The following is a 15551-nucleotide window of genomic DNA, read 5'->3' as shown; positions in this document are numbered from 1 at the left end:
CGGCTCAGCCCGGCGGCGGGTGGAGGATCAACATCAGCGCGTCGCCCAAGAAGGTCACACCGGGGCCGGAGCGTCCTGTTCCCCCGTGGACGAGGTCGTGGCTTCGGCCGGCGTCCACGAGTGCGCCGGCGAGGATCCCGTGTGCGGTGGTCGTGGAGTGGCCGGAACTCGTGTAGGCGCGGGACAACTGCGCGATGACCCCGGCCACGGCGGGGTCCGGGACGTTGCCCTCGTACTGGATGTGCCGTGCCAGCTGCCCGCACGCCGATCGGACGCCCTCGGGAGGGCCCTGGGCTTCCAGGTCGAGTGCCCTCCCGGCCCGCCAGACCTCGTGGATGACCTGGCCGATCAGGCCCCGTAAGCGGTATCGATCGTTCCGGTCGCAGAGCACGCCGGCCCACTGGGCTGCTGTCCAAGCGGCCAGGCTGACCTTTCCGGAGTGGATCTGCTGGAGCGGCTCGCTGAGGTACTGGTCTCTTCCGCAGCGCTGCGCGGCAACGAGCACCTGGTCGAACATGCCGTATCTGTCGTCGAGTTCGACGCGGTCGTCGACGGCACAGGCGTGGACCGTGGTGGTGAGGACCCGGGCGGCGTCCTGGAACGCGCCGGACGCGGCGCGTGCCCGGCGTGGCCAGTTCGCGATCTCGGAAGCCGTCGGCACCTGACGCAGCAGGGCTGCGGCGCGACCGTCCGAGCCGTATATGGAGCTCATGGCGCCTCCTTGCTCAACGCCGGGTGATGCCGGGCAGGATCGCGTCGCCCAGCAGTCCGGGAAGCTCGCGCATGTCCTGGAAGAGGCGGGTTCCGGGTCCTTCGAGTTGCTCGGCCGTGTTCACCCCGCCGGTGTAGCCGAAGGTGCGCATTCCGGCCGTGCGGGCACCTTCGAGGCCGAAGGGGCTGTCCTCGATGACCACGCAGTGTTGCGGAGGGACGCCCATCCGTGCTGCGGCATGCAGGTGGAGGTCGGGCGCGGGCTTGGGACGAGCCACGTCGTCCGCGCTGAACATCCGCCCGGTGAACAGGGCCAGCAGGCCGGCGCGGCCCAGGGAGCGGGTCATCTTGTAGTGGCTGCCGTTGGAGGCGACGCAGTAGGGGACGGCGAGGTGCTCGATCACCTCCCTGACGCCGTCCACGGCGGTGAGTTCCTTGTCGATCAGGTCCCAGTAGGCCTGTTCGAAGGGGCCCTGCCAGTTGTCGGGCAGGGGGCGGCCGAGATGGTGTTCGATCTGCTCGCGCATGTACTGCCTGGAGTGGCCGACGAAGCGCTGGGCGATGTCCCGGGGGGTCAGGGGCCAGCCGAGCTCGGTGATCAGCGCGGAGTCGACGCGTACGGCCAGGCGTTCGCTGTCGACCAGGACCCCGTCGCAGTCGAAGATGACCAGTTCGGTCGCGGAGTTCATGAAATGCCGGTCCAAGGGAGTGAGTTGGCCAATATGGTTGCGGTCGGCGACACCGGAGGGGTCGCGGTGCGGAGGGCGGAGGCACGATGGGCACCTGGTCGGTGGAGATAGCGGTCGCCTCGCCGGTCGTATCCGACGAGTCGGTTCAGGCCGTCCGCGGGGCGCTGAAGGACATCCGGGGCGACCTGGCGGGTCTTCCGGTCGTGTCCGGCGGGGTGGACCGGGTGGCGGACGCCTCCGTGCCGGGCCGCCAGGGCGGCGAGTTGCTCCGGTTCCTCCTGGAGATCGCCCCCGGAACGCTGGACGCGGTGCTCATGGTCGTCCGCGCGCGGCGGGAAGCCCGCTCGCGCGACGCGTCGGTTCCTCTGGAGACCTCCGTGCGGGTCACCGGCCCGGACGGTGTGGTGCGCGAGACGACGCTGCGGGGCGAGGGCGACGATGTGGTGCGCGCCCTGCGTGAGCTGCGGGGCGCGCCGGACGGCGACGACGCGGAGGCCGACCGGGAGGAGTGAGGGGGCGGGCGGGCTCACGCGCCTGCCTGCCGCTCCAGGGCGGCGATCTCCTCGGCGGTGCGCAGGGTGTTCGGGTGCTCGTGCCCGATGGCGGCCTGCTGGTCGCGCAGCAGGTCGCGCAGGTTGGCCAGGGCGCCCGCGGCATCTCCCTGTGCGGCCTGCCATTTGGCCTGGTTGAAGCGGGTGCGCAGGGTGTCCTGGTGGTGCGGGCCCAGGACGGATTGCTGCAGTGGCAGGAGCTGTTCGGCGAGTTGGCGGGCGCGCGCCGGATCGCCGGCCGCGCCGGTGAAGTCGATGATGTTGTTGACGGTGCGCATCGTGTCGGGGTGGGAGGCGCCCAGGGTGCGGGTACGGCGTTCGCGTGTTTCCTCGAGGACGCGGATGGCGTCGTCGTAGCGGCCCATGACGCCGGTCCACCGGCCGAGGTTGTTCAGGGTGCGCAGGGTGTCGGGGTGGTCCGGGCCCAGGACGCGGACGCGCGCGGGCATGAGGTCGGTGAGGATCCGGATGGCTTCGGCCGGATCGCCGTTGACACCGCTCCACAGCCCGATGCCGTGCCGGGTGCGCAGGGTGTCGGGGTGGTCCTCGCCGAGGCCCTCGATCTGCTGCTGCACCAGGTCGCGCAGGAGCGCGAGGGTCCGCTCGGGCCGTCCGGCCTCCCCGTTCCAGTAGGCGATGCTGTAGCGGGTGCGCAGGGTTTCGCGGTGCAGCGGGCCGAGACGGCGGATCTGCAGCGGGAGCAGCGCCTCGAACTCCTCGACCGCCTGGGCGGGGTAGCCGGATTCGCCGGTCCAGCGGGCCAGGCTGTTGCGGCACGACAGCGTCTCGGCGTGCTCTTCGCCCAGGTGCTCGCGGCAGTCCCGCAGGACCTCGCGGATTTGGTCCATCGCCGCTCGGGGAGCGCCGGCCAGCCCGGTCCAGCTCCCCAGGGCGTGCCGGGCCTCCAGGGTGAGTTCGCTGTGCGGGCCCTGGGCCGCGCCGATGCGCGGCACCAGGTCCTGGAGGAGGTCGCGGGCCTCCGAGGCGTGGCCGGAGACGCCCCGGGTGAGTGCCGCGTCCAGTTCCACGCGCATGGAGAGGGTGTCGTCGGTGCCCAGGGCGTGGGTGACGTCGGGCAGGAGCTGGGTGTAGAGCCGGGTGGCGGACGCGAACAGGCCGCAGCGGCTGGTCCAGGACGCCAGTTCGCGCCTGGCCCGCAGGCTGCGCAGGTCGGCGGGCCCCAAGGTGTCGGTGATGGTGCGGGTCCAGCGCTCCCAGCGGAGCCTGTTCTCCCCGGCCAGCGCCGCCGGACGGCCGATCAGCACGTCGATGGCGCCGTCGGGGTCTCCCGCCTCCCACCGGTGGGTGGCTTCGCTGCGCTCCGCGTAGGCGCGCACCGGATCATCGCCGCTGTTCCTGCCCTCGGCCATGGGAGCGAGCTTAGCCAGGGCGTCGGCGATTGCCGAGTGGGCACGGATGGCGCTCGGAAGCACCGGGGGCCCCGAGCGTTGCAGGTGGTGGATGAAGGTCGGGTGGATGGCGGTGAGCTGCTCGCTCTCGGTGCCCGGCTCGACCCGCTCCACCAGATGGTGCAGGGCGACCAGGGCCGTGCGCACGCCCGCGACGGTCGCCGGACCGCCCAGGCGCAGGGACGCGGCGCACAGCACCGCCAGCGGGACCAGGACGCTCTCGCCGCCGTAGGCCAGCACGGCCAGGACCGCGGCCAGGTGCCGGTCGGCGTCCTCGCGCCGCTCGCGGCGGTACTCGCCGAGGGCGCGGGCCAGAAGCCGGTCGTAGAGCTCCTCGCGGGTGGTGGGCAGCCCCGTGTCACGGTCGGTCTCGCGTTCGGGGCGGCCGCTGAGCTCGTTGCAGAGCAGGGTGACGATCAGCCAGTTGCCCTCCGCGATCCGCACGATGTCGGTGACCCGGTCGGTGGGGATGTTCCTGCGCTCCGCGTACCGGCGCACCTGGCGCTCCGTGGACGGTGGCACCGTGACACATGCGAAGCCGGCCGGGACGATGGCGGGGTAGCCGTACTCGGGCCGGTGACGGACCGACACCACCGTGCTCACGTGGCCGTAGCGGTCCGCGTCGCCGAGTTCGGTGATGCATGCCGTCACCGCCGTCGCGGCTTCGGCGGGCAGCTGGTCCAGCGCGTCGACGACCAGGAGGACCTCCACCTCGCCGGGCAGGTGCCGCAACGGCCCGGTGAGCCAGCGCTCGGTGGCCGGCAGCGCTTCCACCTCGTCCTGCGGCATGGTCTGCAGGAAGGATTCCTCCGCTTCGAGGAAGGCCTCGCGGGCCGACATGTACAGCTGCTCGTTGATCTCCCTGGCGAACTCCTCCGGCGTCGTGTCGGCCGCGATCGGGAAGAACGCCACCGCCTGACGGGGCAACGACCGGTCCGGGTTCGGGCCCGCCCGGCCCGGATCGATGCGGTCGATCGCCGTCATCTGCAGCGTGGCGCTCTTCCCGGAGCCGCTCGCCCCCAGTACGGCCACCCTGCGGTGCTCTCGCACGGACCGCGCCACCGGATCGTGGCCCTCGGGGCGCTGGTAGCGGCGGTGGATCTCGTGCAGACCGCCCTGCCTGCGGGTGACCCGGGCGACCAGGTCCGCCACCAGGCCCTTGCGGCTCGCACGGTTCGCGCTGATCCACAGACCCGCGTCGTCGCTCTCGTCGTGGACGAAGTGGTGCGGGAACTGGTCCTCCCACTGCGGGATGTGGCGCTGGAAGTCCGACGCCCTCAGGTACCGGCCCGCGTCGTCGATACCGGACTCCAGGTACCTGCCCACCACCCGGCTGAAGCGCGCCTTCCAGCCCGCCTCGTAGCTGGTGGCGGTGGACACCGAGATCCGCTTCATCGGCATCGACCACCTGCGCTCACCGGCCAGCCGTCCCGACTCGCACGTGTCGATGACGAGGATCACGCCGTCCGAGCCGGGGAACTCGCCGTGGAGGGCGCGCAGTCGGGCGCCCAGCGGGTATCCCCGGGCCGGCAGTTCCATCAGGCTGACGGGGTGATCGGCCGGGATGAAGTGGTACAGGTCGTCGTCGAAGTCCGAGGACCCGTGCCCGATCAGGTACAGCACCAGCGTGGCTCCGGCGAGCGACGCGGCCGCGAAGGCCTCCCGGATCCGCTCCTCCAGGACCTCCTTGGTCGGGTCCAGGAGTACCCGCAGCCCCGCGACGGCGGGCTCGCAGGCCCCCAGGACCGGGTCGTACAGGGCGTCCGCGATGACCTCGGCGGCCTCGTGCAGGTATGCCTGATCGTCTTCGTACGCGAGCCATCGTGCACTGACCACCAGCCCCACACGCCCTGACCGGCCCACGGCACCCCCCAGGCGGCAACGACCCGAACCGCAGCGACAGCAAGCGACTGTAACGGACGGTGCAGGCGGGTGTACCCCCTTTCGAACCGGTCCGCCGCACACCACGAAGCCCGGTGGCGCAGCCCGTCACCGCGTGCTGCACACCGTCCGCGGAGCCGCTCTGCTGTCGGTGCCCCGCGCGGACCGGGCGTCCTGCACCCGCTGCACGTCCTGGAGGAGACGCGGGATGCCCGGGTCCCGACCCGCGGCGACCCGGGCGATGGTCTGCAGGACGGCCTCGTAGAAGGCGTCCCTGGCGGCGGCGGTGGCCGTGGCGATCGCCTGGCCCGGGGCGCCGTCGACGGAGCCGGAGCCCCGCGCGGCCACCGCGACCACGAAGGCGCCGACGTCCACCCACCCCGTCGAGACGTTCCCGTGCTGCTTCACCCTGCACGACGGACTGCTGTACGCCGGGCACAGCACGACCCTCGCCGACGAGTACCACGTCGGCATCACCGTCGAGGCGGTGGCGGAGGTGCAGTGCCTGGTCAGACGGCACGGCTTCGACCCGCAGGGCATCGACGGCTCGTTCGGACCCCACACCAGGGCCGCGGTCCAGCGGTTCCAGCGGTCCCGCGGACTCACCGCCGACGGCGTGGTGGGCCCCATGACCTGGCGCGAGCTCAGGAGGCCGGGTGACTGAGGGCACCGGCCCGGCGCCGGGCCGTCCGCCGCGGGCGGACACCGCACCCGAGGTCCGTCACCTCGTGGAACGGCTCCGGGAGGCGCGGGAGAAGACAGGGCTGAGCTTCGCCGCGCTGGCGGCCCGGACCGCCTACAGCACGTCGTCCTGGGAGCGCTACCTCAACGGCAAGACGCTCCCGCCCCGGGACGCGGTGGAGACGCCGGCGAAGCTGAGCGGCGCGGACCCGGTGCGGCTGCCGGCGCTGTGGCAGCTCGCCGACCGGGCATGGAGCGGCCGCGACGCCCGCGCCACCGGGGCGGAGGCCACCACCGGCCCGGCCCGGGCGGTGGCAGGCCCGCAGGCTGCCCCCGGGCACGTCACGGTCACGGACCCGCCCCCCGGACGGCCCGACGAGTCCGCCGCCCCCACCCGGAGCGCCCCCGTGCCGCGCACCCCGGACGACCACGGCGGGCCGGAACCCCGGGACCGGAAGCGGCACCGTCCTTCTCGTGGCGGCGGGAACCGCGCTGGCGACCGCCCTCGGCGTGGGCGCCGTGGCATGGACGTACGGCGGCTGGCACCGGGATCCGGCGCCGGGTCCCACCAGCGGCACCTGCCGGGGGGAGTCCTGCACGGACCGCGACCCCGAACAGCACGACACGGACTGCTGGACGGATGCGGGCACCCGGGCCCGACGGGAGACCGCCGGGCGGACCGTGGAGCTGCGCTACAGCCCGAAGTGCCGGGCGGCCTGGGGCCGGATCACCGCGCCGGGCAGCACGGACCGGGTGCGGGTCGACACCACCGACGGGCGGCACCAGCCACGGCTGGTGCTCGTGCCCGGCAGGTATCTCCACACCCTGCTGATCGGCGTCGGGGCCCGTCCGAGGCGCGGGCCTGCGTCGAACTGTCCGACGGGTCCTCCGCCTGCACCGGCTGGGGGCGCTGAACGCTGCGGCGTCCGTGGGGCGGACGGACGAGACGTGCGAGAGCTCCACGTCACCCGGATGCTCCACGTCACCCGGATGCAGTAGTCGTCCGGCGCACCCGGACGGGCGGGCGGCACCGTAGAGGTATCGGGGGGCGACGGGCGCGAGGGCGCACGGACGACGACTGAGGCGGTTCGCGTGGCGGACGAGACGGCCGGGACGACGACGAACGTGAACGGAACCGCCGACCCGGGTCCGAGGACCTGTCTGGTGACCGGTGCCAGCGGCTACATCGGCGGCCGGCTGGTGCCGGAGCTGCTGGACGCCGGGTACCGGGTGCGCTGTCTGGCCCGCACGCCCCGGAAGCTGCGGGACCAGCCGTGGGCCGGACGGGTGGAGGTCGTACCGGGCGACGCCACCGACGCGGACGCGGTGGCGGCGGCGCTGGCGGGCGTCGACGTCGCCTACTACCTGGTGCACGCGCTCGGCGCCGGCCGCGACTTCGAGCGCACCGACCGGCAGGCGGCCCACGTCTTCGGCGAGCAGGCCCGCAGGGCCGGAGTCGGCCGCCTGATCTACCTGGGCGGCCTGACCCCGGCCGACGTGCCCGAGCGGGAACTGTCGCCGCACCTGCGCTCCCGCGCCGAAGTGGGACGTATCCTCCTCGATTCGGGTGTGCCGACGGCCGTACTGCGGGCCGCCGTCATCATCGGTTCCGGCTCGGCCAGCTTCGAGATGCTGCGCTACCTGACCGAGCGGCTGCCGGTGATGGTCACCCCGCGCTGGGTGCACACCCGCATCCAGCCGATCGCCGTACGGGACGTGCTGCGCGTCCTGGTCGGGTGTGCAGGCCTGCCGCCGGACGTCAGCCGCGCCTTCGACATCGGTGGCCCCGAGGTGCTCACCTACCTCGAGATGATGCACCGGTACGCCGCCGTCGCCGGGCTGCCCCGGCGGCTCATCCTGCCCGTGCCGGTGCTCACGCCCGGCCTCTCCAGCCAGTGGGTCGGCCTGGTGACCCCTGTGCCGGCCGCCATCGCCCGCCCGCTCACGGAGTCGCTCCGTCACGAGGTGGTGTGCCGGGAACGGGACATCGAGCGGTACGTGCCCAGCCCGCCGGGCCACCCGGTCGGTTTCGACCGCGCCGTCTCCCTCGCGCTGCAACGCGTGCGGGACGCCCAGGTCGTCACCCGCTGGTCCTCCGCCTCCGTGCCGGGCGCTCCCAGCGACCCGCTGCCCACCGACCCGGAGTGGGCCGGCGGCAGCCTCTACACCGACGTACGCGAACGCCACGCCGAGGTGGCTCCCGGCGCGCTGTGGGAGGTGGTCGAGGGCATCGGCGGCGAGAACGGCTGGTACTCCTTCCCGCTGGCCTGGGCGGTACGCGGCTGGCTCGACCGCCTCGCCGGCGGGGTGGGCCTGCGCCGGGGACGACGTGACGCGCGGCGGCTGCGGGTCGGTGACTCGCTGGACTTCTGGCGGGTGGAGGAGATCGAACGCGGGCGGCTGCTGCGGCTGCGCGCCGAGATGCGGCTGCCCGGCCTGGCCTGGCTGGAGATGTACGTCGACGAGCAGGGGGCCGGCGGCGCGCGCTACCGGCAACGGGCCCTGTTCCACCCGCACGGGCTGCTCGGCCAGCTCTACTGGTGGAGCGTGTCGCCCTTCCACGCGATCGTCTTCGGCGGCATGGCCCGCAACATCGTCCGTGCCGCCGAACGCGTCCAGCAGCGGGACACCGCTTCCCGACCGGGCTGAAAACCGGTGCACGCCTCGGCCGTCGACGCCTTCAGGGGGTGCGGAAACCGCGGAAGGTCACGTGCTTGCGGGTGGTGAAGCCGAGCCGTTCGTAGAGTGCGAGCGCGCCTGTGTTCGCCTCGGCCACGTGCAGGAAGGGGCGTTCGCCGCGCGCCAGGATGCGGGCGACGAGCGTGTTCAGGAGGCGGGCGGCGTGTCCTTGCCCACGGGCCTCCGGGGCGGTGCAGACGGCGCTGATCTCGGTCCAGCCCGGGGGCCGGAGCCGTTCGCCCGCCATGGCCACCAGTCTGCCGTCGGCGCCGATGCCGAGGTAGGTGCCGAGTTCGTGGGTGCGCGGCCAGAACGGCCCCGGCTGGGTCCGCTCGACCAGTTCGAGGATGGCGGGCACATCGGCCGGACCGAGCTCCACCACGTCGGTGCCGGTCGCGGTCTGCGCCTGAGCCGGGCGGGTGCCGGCGGGCCAGATCAGCTGCCGGCCTTCGAGGGCGAACACCGGTGCCCAGTCCGGCGGCGGGGTCGCCGGGCAGCTGAACATGTCGGCGAACTCGCCTCCGCCGAGCAACTGGGCGAGGTCGGCCCAGTCCGCCGCGTCAGGGTCGGCGGACACCGCCGAGAAGGTCGCGACGCCCGGAAGATAGGTGGCGGCCCGGCCGAGCCGGCGGGCGAGGGCGGCGTGGTGACCGCGCAGCGACTCGCCGACCGGGTCGTCGAGTGCGACGGTGTCACCGCTCGTCATCATGCCGTGCCTTTCATGGCGTGCAGCCAGGCCGCCGGAGGACCGCCCGGGACCGCCCGCCATCTCGGGCGGTCCCGTAGATCCTGATCTCCGGGCGCCCGGACGGCAAGAGCGACAGGCCGACGGCGGCGTCCTCGGTGGCGGAGCCCTCGTTTCCGCATCAGCCGGCCGGGAGCGGATCACGAGGACGTCTGGTGGATCTCATCGTCCGGCAGGGGCAGGCCGACCCAAGTGGCGACAGCCGCGAGCAGAGCGCCGTAGACCCAAGTTTCCTCCGTCCCACCTGTTCCGGGACACGTCGATGGCGGTGTAGGGCAGAATGACGCCCACCGATGTGCCATAGCGCAGCCGTGGCCGCAAGTGCCCTGTTTCACGCGGTCCTTGGGCGTGCGAGGAGAGGAAGACGTGAGCGAGAACCAGAGGGCCACCGCCGCAGTGCAGCGGATCGACACTGCGACTGCGCACAACGCTCGCGTGTGGAACTACTGGCAGGGCGGCAAGGACAACTACGAGGTCGACCAGCAGGTGGGCGATCACGTTGCCGGAATGATCCCCGTGATCCGCGACATCGCGCGCGCCGACCGGGAGTTCCTCGGCCGCGCCGTGCGCTGTCTGGCGGAGGAGCACGGCATCCGTCAGTTCCTCGACATCGGCACCGGCCTGCCGGCCTTGGAGAACACCCACGAGATCGCCCAGCGGATCGCCCCCGAGTCGCGGATCGTGTACGTCGACAACGACCCCATCGTGCTCGCGCACGCCCGCGCCCTGCTGACCAGTGCCCCGGAAGGCGCCACCGACTACATCGACGCCGATGTGCACGACCCGGACACCATCCTGCGCATCGCCGGACGGACGCTCGACCTCACCAAGCCCACCGCACTCATGCTGCTCGGCATCCTCAACTTCGTCCTTGACGGTGACGAGGCGCGGGCCATCGCACGTCGGCTCGTGGAGGCGCTGTCCCCCGGCAGCTTCCTCGTACTGACCCATCCCACGACGGTGCCCGAACTCGGCGGCGACCTCCAGCTCGAGGCGATGGAGTTCTGGAACGCCAACGCCAAACCGCCGGTCACCGCCCGCAGCAGCGAGGAGGTCGCCCAGTACTTCGACGGGCTCACGCTCCTGGAGCCCGGGCTCGTGTCCTGCTCGCTGTGGCGGCCGGAGCCCGGCGAAGAGCCCACGGTCGTACCCCAGCTGGGAGCCGTGGCGCTGAAGCCGTGATCTCGCGCTTCACCTCGCTGCCGCGCACACTCACCGGCAGGCCCGCCCCTCGTTCCTGACGCCGACCTCGACTTCTGGGTGATGAGCCCGGCGAGCTATTGAGCTGCTCCACCCCGCGTCGCCTAGCCGCGGCTGTGGCCGGTCGGTAGAGCCTGTGGAGCGCGGCCCAAAGGCCCGGAGAAGTCCCAGAGATGCCGCCGTACCCCTCCCTGACCCGCTCAGCAGCAGGTCAGACGGGGTGCGGCGGCACTCGCGGATCAGATGTCCCGGAAGATCTCGATCTGCGCCCCGATCGAGTTGAGGCGTTCGGCGAGGTCCTCGTAACCGCGGTTGATGACGTACACGTTGCGCAGGACCGACGTGCCCTCGGCCGCCATCATGGCCAGCAGGACGACCACGGCGGGGCGCAGGGCCGGCGGGCACATCATCTCGGCGGCGCGCCAGCGGGTCGGGCCCTCCACCAGGACCCGGTGCGGGTCGAGGAGCTGGAGGCGGCCGCCGAGGCGGTTCAGGTCGGTCAGGTAGATCGCGCGGTTGTCGTAGACCCAGTCGTGGATCAGGGTCTGGCCCGAGGCGACCGCCGCGATCGCCGCGAAGAACGGGACGTTGTCGATGTTCAGGCCCGGGAAGGGCATGGGGTGGATCTTGTCGATCGGCGCCTCCAGCTTGGAGGGGCGGACCGTGAGGTCGATCAGGCGGGTACGGCCGTTGTCCGCGCTGTACTCGGGGCTGCGGTCGTGGTCGAGGCCCATCTCCTCCAGGACGGCGAGCTCGATCTCCAGGAACTCGATGGGGACGCGGCGGACCGTCAGCTCCGACTCCGTGACGACCGCGGCGGCCAGCAGGCTCATCGCCTCGACCGGGTCCTCGGAGGGGGAGTAGTCCACGTCCACGTCGATGGTCGGGACACCGTGCACGGTCAGCGTCGTGGTGCCGATGCCCTCGACCTTGACGCCGAGCGCCTCCAGGAAGAAGCAGAGGTCCTGGACCATGTAGTTGGAGGAGGCGTTGCGGATGACGGTGACGCCGTCGTGCCGGGCGGCGGCGAGCAGCGCGTTCTCGGTCACCGTGTCGCCGCGCTCGGTCAGGACGATCGGGCGGTCGGGGCGGATCGCGCGGTCGACCTGCGCGTGGTACTGCCCCTCGGTCGCCGCGATGTCCAGGCCGAACCGGCGCAGCGCGATCATGTGCGGCTCGATGGTCCGCGTGCCGAGGTCGCAGCCGCCGGCGTACGGCAGCTTGAAGTGGTCCATGCGGTGCAGCAGCGGGCCGAAGAACATGATGATCGAGCGGGTGCGCACGGCGGCCTCGGCGTCGATCGACGCCATGTCGAGGTCGGCGGGCGGCACCAGCTCCAGGTCGACGCCGTCGTTGATCCACCGGGTGCGCACGCCGATCGAGTTGAGCACCTCCAGCAGGCGGTACACCTCCTCGATCCGGGCCACCCGGCGCAGTACCGTGCGCCCCTTGTTGAGCAGCGAGGCGCACAGCAGGGCCACGCACGCGTTCTTGCTGGTCTTCACGTCGATGGCGCCGGACAGCCGGCGGCCGCCCACCACCCGCAGATGCATCGGGCCCGCGTAGCCCAGTGAGACGATCTCGCTGTCCAGGGCCTCACCGATTCGAGCGATCATCTCAAGGCTGATGTTTTGGTTGCCGCGCTCGATGCGGTTGACAGCGCTCTGACTGGTGCCGAGCGCCTCCGCGAGCTGTGTCTGTGTCCAGCCGCGGTGTTGCCGGGCGTCACGGATGAGCTTGCCGATGCGTGCGAGGTAGTCGTCTGCCATGAGGCCGAGGTTATCTCAGATATGAGATGGCGCCCGTCGGGGGGTCCGTTCGGGTGACGTCCTGTCAACGGGTCCGACTGTTCGGCCCGTCGACCGTCGTTCAGATTCGCGCAAGGGCGGGGTGAGAGCGCGTCAAGGCGGCTCCCGACGTTTGGTCAGGGATTCCGCCGGCCGTTGTCCCGAGGTGTTTCCTCCGTACGCTGGAGTGGCGCCCGGTGTTCGCCGCCTGCACGTGTCGTCAGGCTCGCGTCGGAGGTGCGAGAAATGCCCCAGGTGGCCATGGGGACCGCTCTGTTCGTCGGAACTCCGGAAGCCCCGGAGATCCTCCGCTGGGTTCCCTCGACGCCGACCAGGGAGCGACCGTCAGGACGCCGGAGGGCGAGAATCCCAAGCCGTTCCTCGCGATCGTCTACCACGGAATCTGATTCACGATCCGTTGTGCCCGAGGCTGCCGCCGGCCGTTCCGAGAGGCGTCGCCGGCAGCCGCCGGGAATTCCCGCACTCTCACCGCACACGGTGGGGATCGCATATGTCTCGAAGGATTTGGGTGGCGGAAGGCGTGGCGGGCGACGGCGATATGTACGGCCGCGCCCTGAGGATTCCGGACGGGAGACCGGAGCCCGGCGAGGCCCACGGAGGGGGCGTGCGGCGACAGGCGCCCGCGGTCCGCAAGAGCCATCTGGGCGACATCCCGACCTGCCCCTGCCTGGCCGCGCTGGTGCCCGATGCGTGACGGGCCGCTGACCAACCCGGGGATGGTCTTCGCAGGTAGGGATGGCATCGTCCGGACCGACGAGCCCGGTCTCGCGCACTGGCTGACGGCGCACGGGGTGCCGGTGTCGACGTTCGACGGCGTGCTGGACGGCGGCGAGCCGGCGCCGCCGGGAGCGGTCGCGGTACCGCTGGACTACGGCCGCCTGCCGTCCCGGCGGGCTCTGCGCGACCTCTTTTCCGGGTCCGGTGTGCCGTGGATTCCACTGGCCACCTTCTCCGCCGATCCACAGGTCGCCGGATACGGTCTCGAAAGGTTCTCCGAGATCGATATCGCGGGCCGTATCGCGGCGAATCTCCGGATCATCTCCCAACTTCTCCTGGCCCGCGAAGAAGTGCGCATGACCGGTTGCGGGACGGATCTCGCCATCCTCCTTCCGGAACAACTCCAGCTCTCCAGCCGTACCCGTCCCGAACTTCTCCCCGACGAGTACTCCACCATCGGAAACCACTTCGAGGTGGCCATGTCGCCGACCGATCTGGCCGGCCGCGTCGACGCCGAGCTCACTGTTTCCGGAACGCTGCGGATAGATTCCGTACTCGTCGCCGAACACCGTGAATTGACGGGCGCCCGCGCCGACCGATTCAGGGCCGCCGCCGAAACAGCGGAGGCGATGCGGCAATCCCGTCCGCTGTCGGTGGAGATCCGGGACAACCGCTTCGTCGACGGGTTCGGCCCGTTCACCGACGGCATCCATGCGACGAGCGGTCCCGAGTACCGCGGTGCGGTCACCGAGGTCGCCGTCGGTACCGGCGTGCTGTCCGCCGACCGGGTGGACCGGGGCCTGAACTGCCTGCTCAACGAGGGTGCCGCGGGCGTCCGTCCGGGCGTGGGTAACGGCCTGACCGGCATGCACTTCGACTTCATCTCGCGGGAGGCCCGGCTTGACACGCTCTGACCCGGTGTCCGACACGCCGACGCTCCGCCTTCCGGGTTCACTCCAGCTCCGTCCGGAGCCGGACGGCGGCGCACAGGTGATCGACGACACCTCCTTCACCGCCGCCCGCGTCAACCGGGCGGCCCGCATCCTCCTGGAGGCGCTGCGCGAACCGCGCACCGAACAGGAAGTGGTGACCATCCTCGCCAAGGCAGCCCACTGCTCACCTGCCGAGGCCGCCGCCCCGGTCGCCCGCCTCCTGGCCGACCTCACCGCCTACGGCTGGATCGAGGGCTCCTGAGACGGAACCCCGCGGCCGTCACCGGCGCCGGGCCCTGCTGGTGCGCCGCCACCCGAACGGGCCCGGCAGATCCAGCGACGTCGTACGCCGCCCCGTACTGCTGTGCGTGTGCCGGGGCCCGTGTCGGCCCCCGGTGGTGATGGACCAGGAGCGCCGGTTGATGTTCAGGCGCACACCCGGCAGGATCCGGAAACTCTTGCGGAACGTGAGGGGCACGGTGTCTCCTTCCGCCTCGCTGTGAGGCTTGCCGACAGTCTTTCGGCTACCCCGGCGCGGCGCCCTCAGCCCGCCCCGGCGGCCTCTTTCCCGGCGCCGCCGCCCCGCGGACGCCTCCGGCCGTCCGTGGTCAGCGGAGGCTGGACGAGGCCGGGCAGGTAGTGGTGGAAGAAGGCCTCTTCCATGAGTTCGCGGCGGCTGTGCACGTCCGCCTTGCGGAAGATCTTCTTGAGACGGTCCTGGACGGTGTCCTCGGTGATCGCCAGCTCGTCCACGATCTCGATGGTGGACCGGCCCACGAGCACCCGCTGGGCGACCTGGCGTTCGCGGGCCGACAGGCCGTACGCGTCGAGCACGAGCGCGGCGAGCTCGCCGGGCTGGCTGAGACCGACCGAGACACAGGTGTGCCCGGCCCCGGCATCCTCCCCGGGCCCTTCCCCTTCACCCGGGACCGGCATGTGCGTGGCGTGCAGGGTGACCCGGTGGCCGCTGTGGGTCCGTACCCGGGAGCGTGTCGAGTGGACCGGCGCCGACGACTCCCCGGTGTTTTCGTGCGCCGTGGTGCGGACCCCGGCCGCCACGGCCTGCAGCGCGAGCGGACCCGTCTCCTCGTCGGTCGGACGGCTCTCCTGGATCTGCCCGAGCCAGTGCCGTGCCGTCGGTGTGGCCTGCCGGATCCGGCCGTCGCGGTCGAGGACGACGAGGCCGGGCGCGTCCGGGGTGTCGCCCAGGTCCGTGCCGCCCAGCAGGAACGCCTGGCGCAGCGCCCGCCCCACCGGGGTGCTGAGCCGGGCGGCGAGCGCCACGTCGGCGGGGGAGAACGGCAGCGCGCCCCGGGCCCGGCACAGCACCAGCAGGCCCCAGCAGTGCCCCCGGTCGCGCAGCGCCACGCGCAACTCGTCGGTGCACAACACAGCGGGTTGTCCTTTGACAAGCGAAGTTAGTCGGGCCGAAGTCGCTGACCTGCGCGGACTAACTTCGCTGTCAACGCAGTCGGTGACGCTTCTTTCGGCCCGGACCCCCTGGCCGCCTGCGCCGACTGGGTTGGATGGCAAGGAACGTCATGTGGA

The 15551-nt window shown here is 72.0% G+C and carries 14 protein-coding genes and 1 pseudogene; 8 read left to right on the top strand and 7 right to left on the bottom strand.

The genetic code is table 11. The features are described from left to right. Positions 1-4: 4 nt before the first annotated feature. Both ACFY6U_RS03950 and ACFY6U_RS03945 read right to left on the bottom strand, forming a co-directional pair. The gene (locus ACFY6U_RS03950; RefSeq protein ID WP_390034933.1) at positions 5-712 is read right to left on the bottom strand and encodes a hypothetical protein; all 708 of its coding nucleotides are present in this window, start codon (positions 710-712) and stop codon (positions 5-7) included. 13 nt (positions 713-725) lie between these two features. Then, on the bottom strand, positions 726-1400 hold the full coding sequence (locus tag ACFY6U_RS03945; RefSeq protein WP_390034932.1) for an HAD family hydrolase: 675 nt from the start codon (positions 1398-1400) through the stop codon (positions 726-728). 86 nt (positions 1401-1486) lie between these two features. On the opposite strand from ACFY6U_RS03945, the gene ACFY6U_RS03940 reads away from it, so the two are divergent. Then, entirely contained in the window at positions 1487-1912 is a 426-nt protein-coding gene (locus ACFY6U_RS03940; RefSeq protein WP_390034931.1) for a hypothetical protein, read from the top strand. A gap of 14 nt (positions 1913-1926) precedes the next feature. Here the strand turns inward: ACFY6U_RS03940 and ACFY6U_RS03935 are convergent, their stop codons facing one another. Beyond that, positions 1927-5196, bottom strand: a complete 3270-nt coding sequence (locus ACFY6U_RS03935) for a tetratricopeptide repeat protein (RefSeq protein WP_390034930.1) — start codon at positions 5194-5196, stop codon at positions 1927-1929. 337 nt (positions 5197-5533) lie between these two features. Here ACFY6U_RS03935 and ACFY6U_RS03930 point away from each other — a divergent pair, with 337 nt between their 5' ends. From ACFY6U_RS03930 to ACFY6U_RS03915, 4 genes and pseudogenes are all read left to right on the top strand, one after another. Further along, positions 5534-5905, top strand: a complete 372-nt coding sequence (locus ACFY6U_RS03930; protein WP_390034929.1) for a peptidoglycan-binding protein — start codon at positions 5534-5536, stop codon at positions 5903-5905. After that, a pseudogene (locus tag ACFY6U_RS03925) lies at positions 5898-6140 on the top strand (helix-turn-helix domain-containing protein); the annotation flags it as partial. The gene ACFY6U_RS03930 and the pseudogene ACFY6U_RS03925, both read left to right, overlap by 8 nt. 256 nt (positions 6141-6396) lie before the next feature. Then, positions 6397-6921, top strand: coding sequence for a DUF2690 domain-containing protein (locus tag ACFY6U_RS03920; protein WP_390034928.1), 525 nt, complete (start codon positions 6397-6399; stop codon positions 6919-6921). A 126-nt stretch (positions 6922-7047) separates the two neighbouring features. Continuing rightward, complete coding sequence (locus tag ACFY6U_RS03915) at positions 7048-8571, top strand: SDR family oxidoreductase (RefSeq protein WP_390035197.1); 1524 nt, start codon at positions 7048-7050, stop codon at positions 8569-8571. Positions 8572-8602: 31 nt separating this feature from the next. On the opposite strand, the gene ACFY6U_RS03910 is transcribed toward ACFY6U_RS03915, so the two are convergent. Further along, complete coding sequence (locus tag ACFY6U_RS03910) at positions 8603-9307, bottom strand: GNAT family N-acetyltransferase (RefSeq protein ID WP_390035196.1); 705 nt, start codon at positions 9305-9307, stop codon at positions 8603-8605. A 405-nt stretch (positions 9308-9712) separates the two neighbouring features. On the opposite strand from ACFY6U_RS03910, the gene ACFY6U_RS03905 reads away from it, so the two are divergent. After that, a complete protein-coding gene (locus tag ACFY6U_RS03905) occupies positions 9713-10528 on the top strand; it encodes an SAM-dependent methyltransferase (protein ID WP_390034927.1) in 816 nt (271 codons plus the stop codon). 257 nt (positions 10529-10785) lie between these two features. Here ACFY6U_RS03905 and ACFY6U_RS03900 read toward each other — a convergent pair whose 3' ends face one another. Further along, positions 10786-12315: a helix-turn-helix domain-containing protein gene (locus tag ACFY6U_RS03900; RefSeq protein ID WP_390034926.1), complete on the bottom strand. Its 1530-nt coding sequence runs from the start codon at positions 12313-12315 to the stop codon at positions 10786-10788. A 725-nt stretch (positions 12316-13040) separates the two neighbouring features. Between ACFY6U_RS03900 and ACFY6U_RS03895 the strand changes: the two genes are divergently transcribed. Both ACFY6U_RS03895 and ACFY6U_RS03890 read left to right on the top strand, forming a co-directional pair. After that, a complete protein-coding gene (locus ACFY6U_RS03895; protein WP_390034925.1) occupies positions 13041-13985 on the top strand; it encodes a hypothetical protein in 945 nt (314 codons plus the stop codon). A 4-nt stretch (positions 13986-13989) separates the two neighbouring features. After that, the gene (locus ACFY6U_RS03890; protein ID WP_390034924.1) at positions 13990-14265 is read left to right on the top strand and encodes a PqqD family peptide modification chaperone; all 276 of its coding nucleotides are present in this window, start codon (positions 13990-13992) and stop codon (positions 14263-14265) included. Between the two features lie 18 nt (positions 14266-14283). Here ACFY6U_RS03890 and ACFY6U_RS03885 read toward each other — a convergent pair whose 3' ends face one another. Beyond that, positions 14284-14481, bottom strand: a complete 198-nt coding sequence (locus ACFY6U_RS03885; protein WP_390034923.1) for a DUF4236 domain-containing protein — start codon at positions 14479-14481, stop codon at positions 14284-14286. 65 nt (positions 14482-14546) lie between these two features. After that, positions 14547-15395 carry a LuxR C-terminal-related transcriptional regulator gene (locus tag ACFY6U_RS03880; protein WP_390034922.1) on the bottom strand — a complete coding sequence of 283 codons (849 nt, stop codon included), beginning with the start codon at positions 15393-15395 and terminating at the stop codon, positions 14547-14549. Between the last annotated feature and the right edge of the window lie 156 nt (positions 15396-15551).

The organism is Streptomyces sp. NPDC013157, from assembly GCF_042899865.1.
Taxonomy (GTDB): Bacteria; Actinomycetota; Actinomycetes; order Streptomycetales; family Streptomycetaceae; genus Streptomyces.
The sequence above is the reverse complement of the archived record's forward strand: the minus strand, read 5'-3'. Positions and strand labels throughout refer to the sequence as shown.

What these genes read in the sequence shown, in the direction of transcription:
- ACFY6U_RS03945 (WP_390034932.1), bottom strand. Translation starts at nt 1,400, where the DNA reads ATGAACTCCGCGACCGAACTGGTCATCTTCGACTGCGACGGGGTCCTG.
- ACFY6U_RS03895 (WP_390034925.1), top strand. Translation starts at nt 13,041, where the DNA reads ATGCGTGACGGGCCGCTGACCAACCCGGGGATGGTCTTCGCAGGTAGG.
- ACFY6U_RS03940 (WP_390034931.1), top strand. Translation starts at nt 1,487, where the DNA reads ATGGGCACCTGGTCGGTGGAGATAGCGGTCGCCTCGCCGGTCGTATCC.
- ACFY6U_RS03950 (WP_390034933.1), bottom strand. Translation starts at nt 712, where the DNA reads ATGAGCTCCATATACGGCTCGGACGGTCGCGCCGCAGCCCTGCTGCGT.
- ACFY6U_RS03910 (WP_390035196.1), bottom strand. Translation starts at nt 9,307, where the DNA reads ATGACGAGCGGTGACACCGTCGCACTCGACGACCCGGTCGGCGAGTCG.
- ACFY6U_RS03900 (WP_390034926.1), bottom strand. Translation starts at nt 12,315, where the DNA reads ATGGCAGACGACTACCTCGCACGCATCGGCAAGCTCATCCGTGACGCC.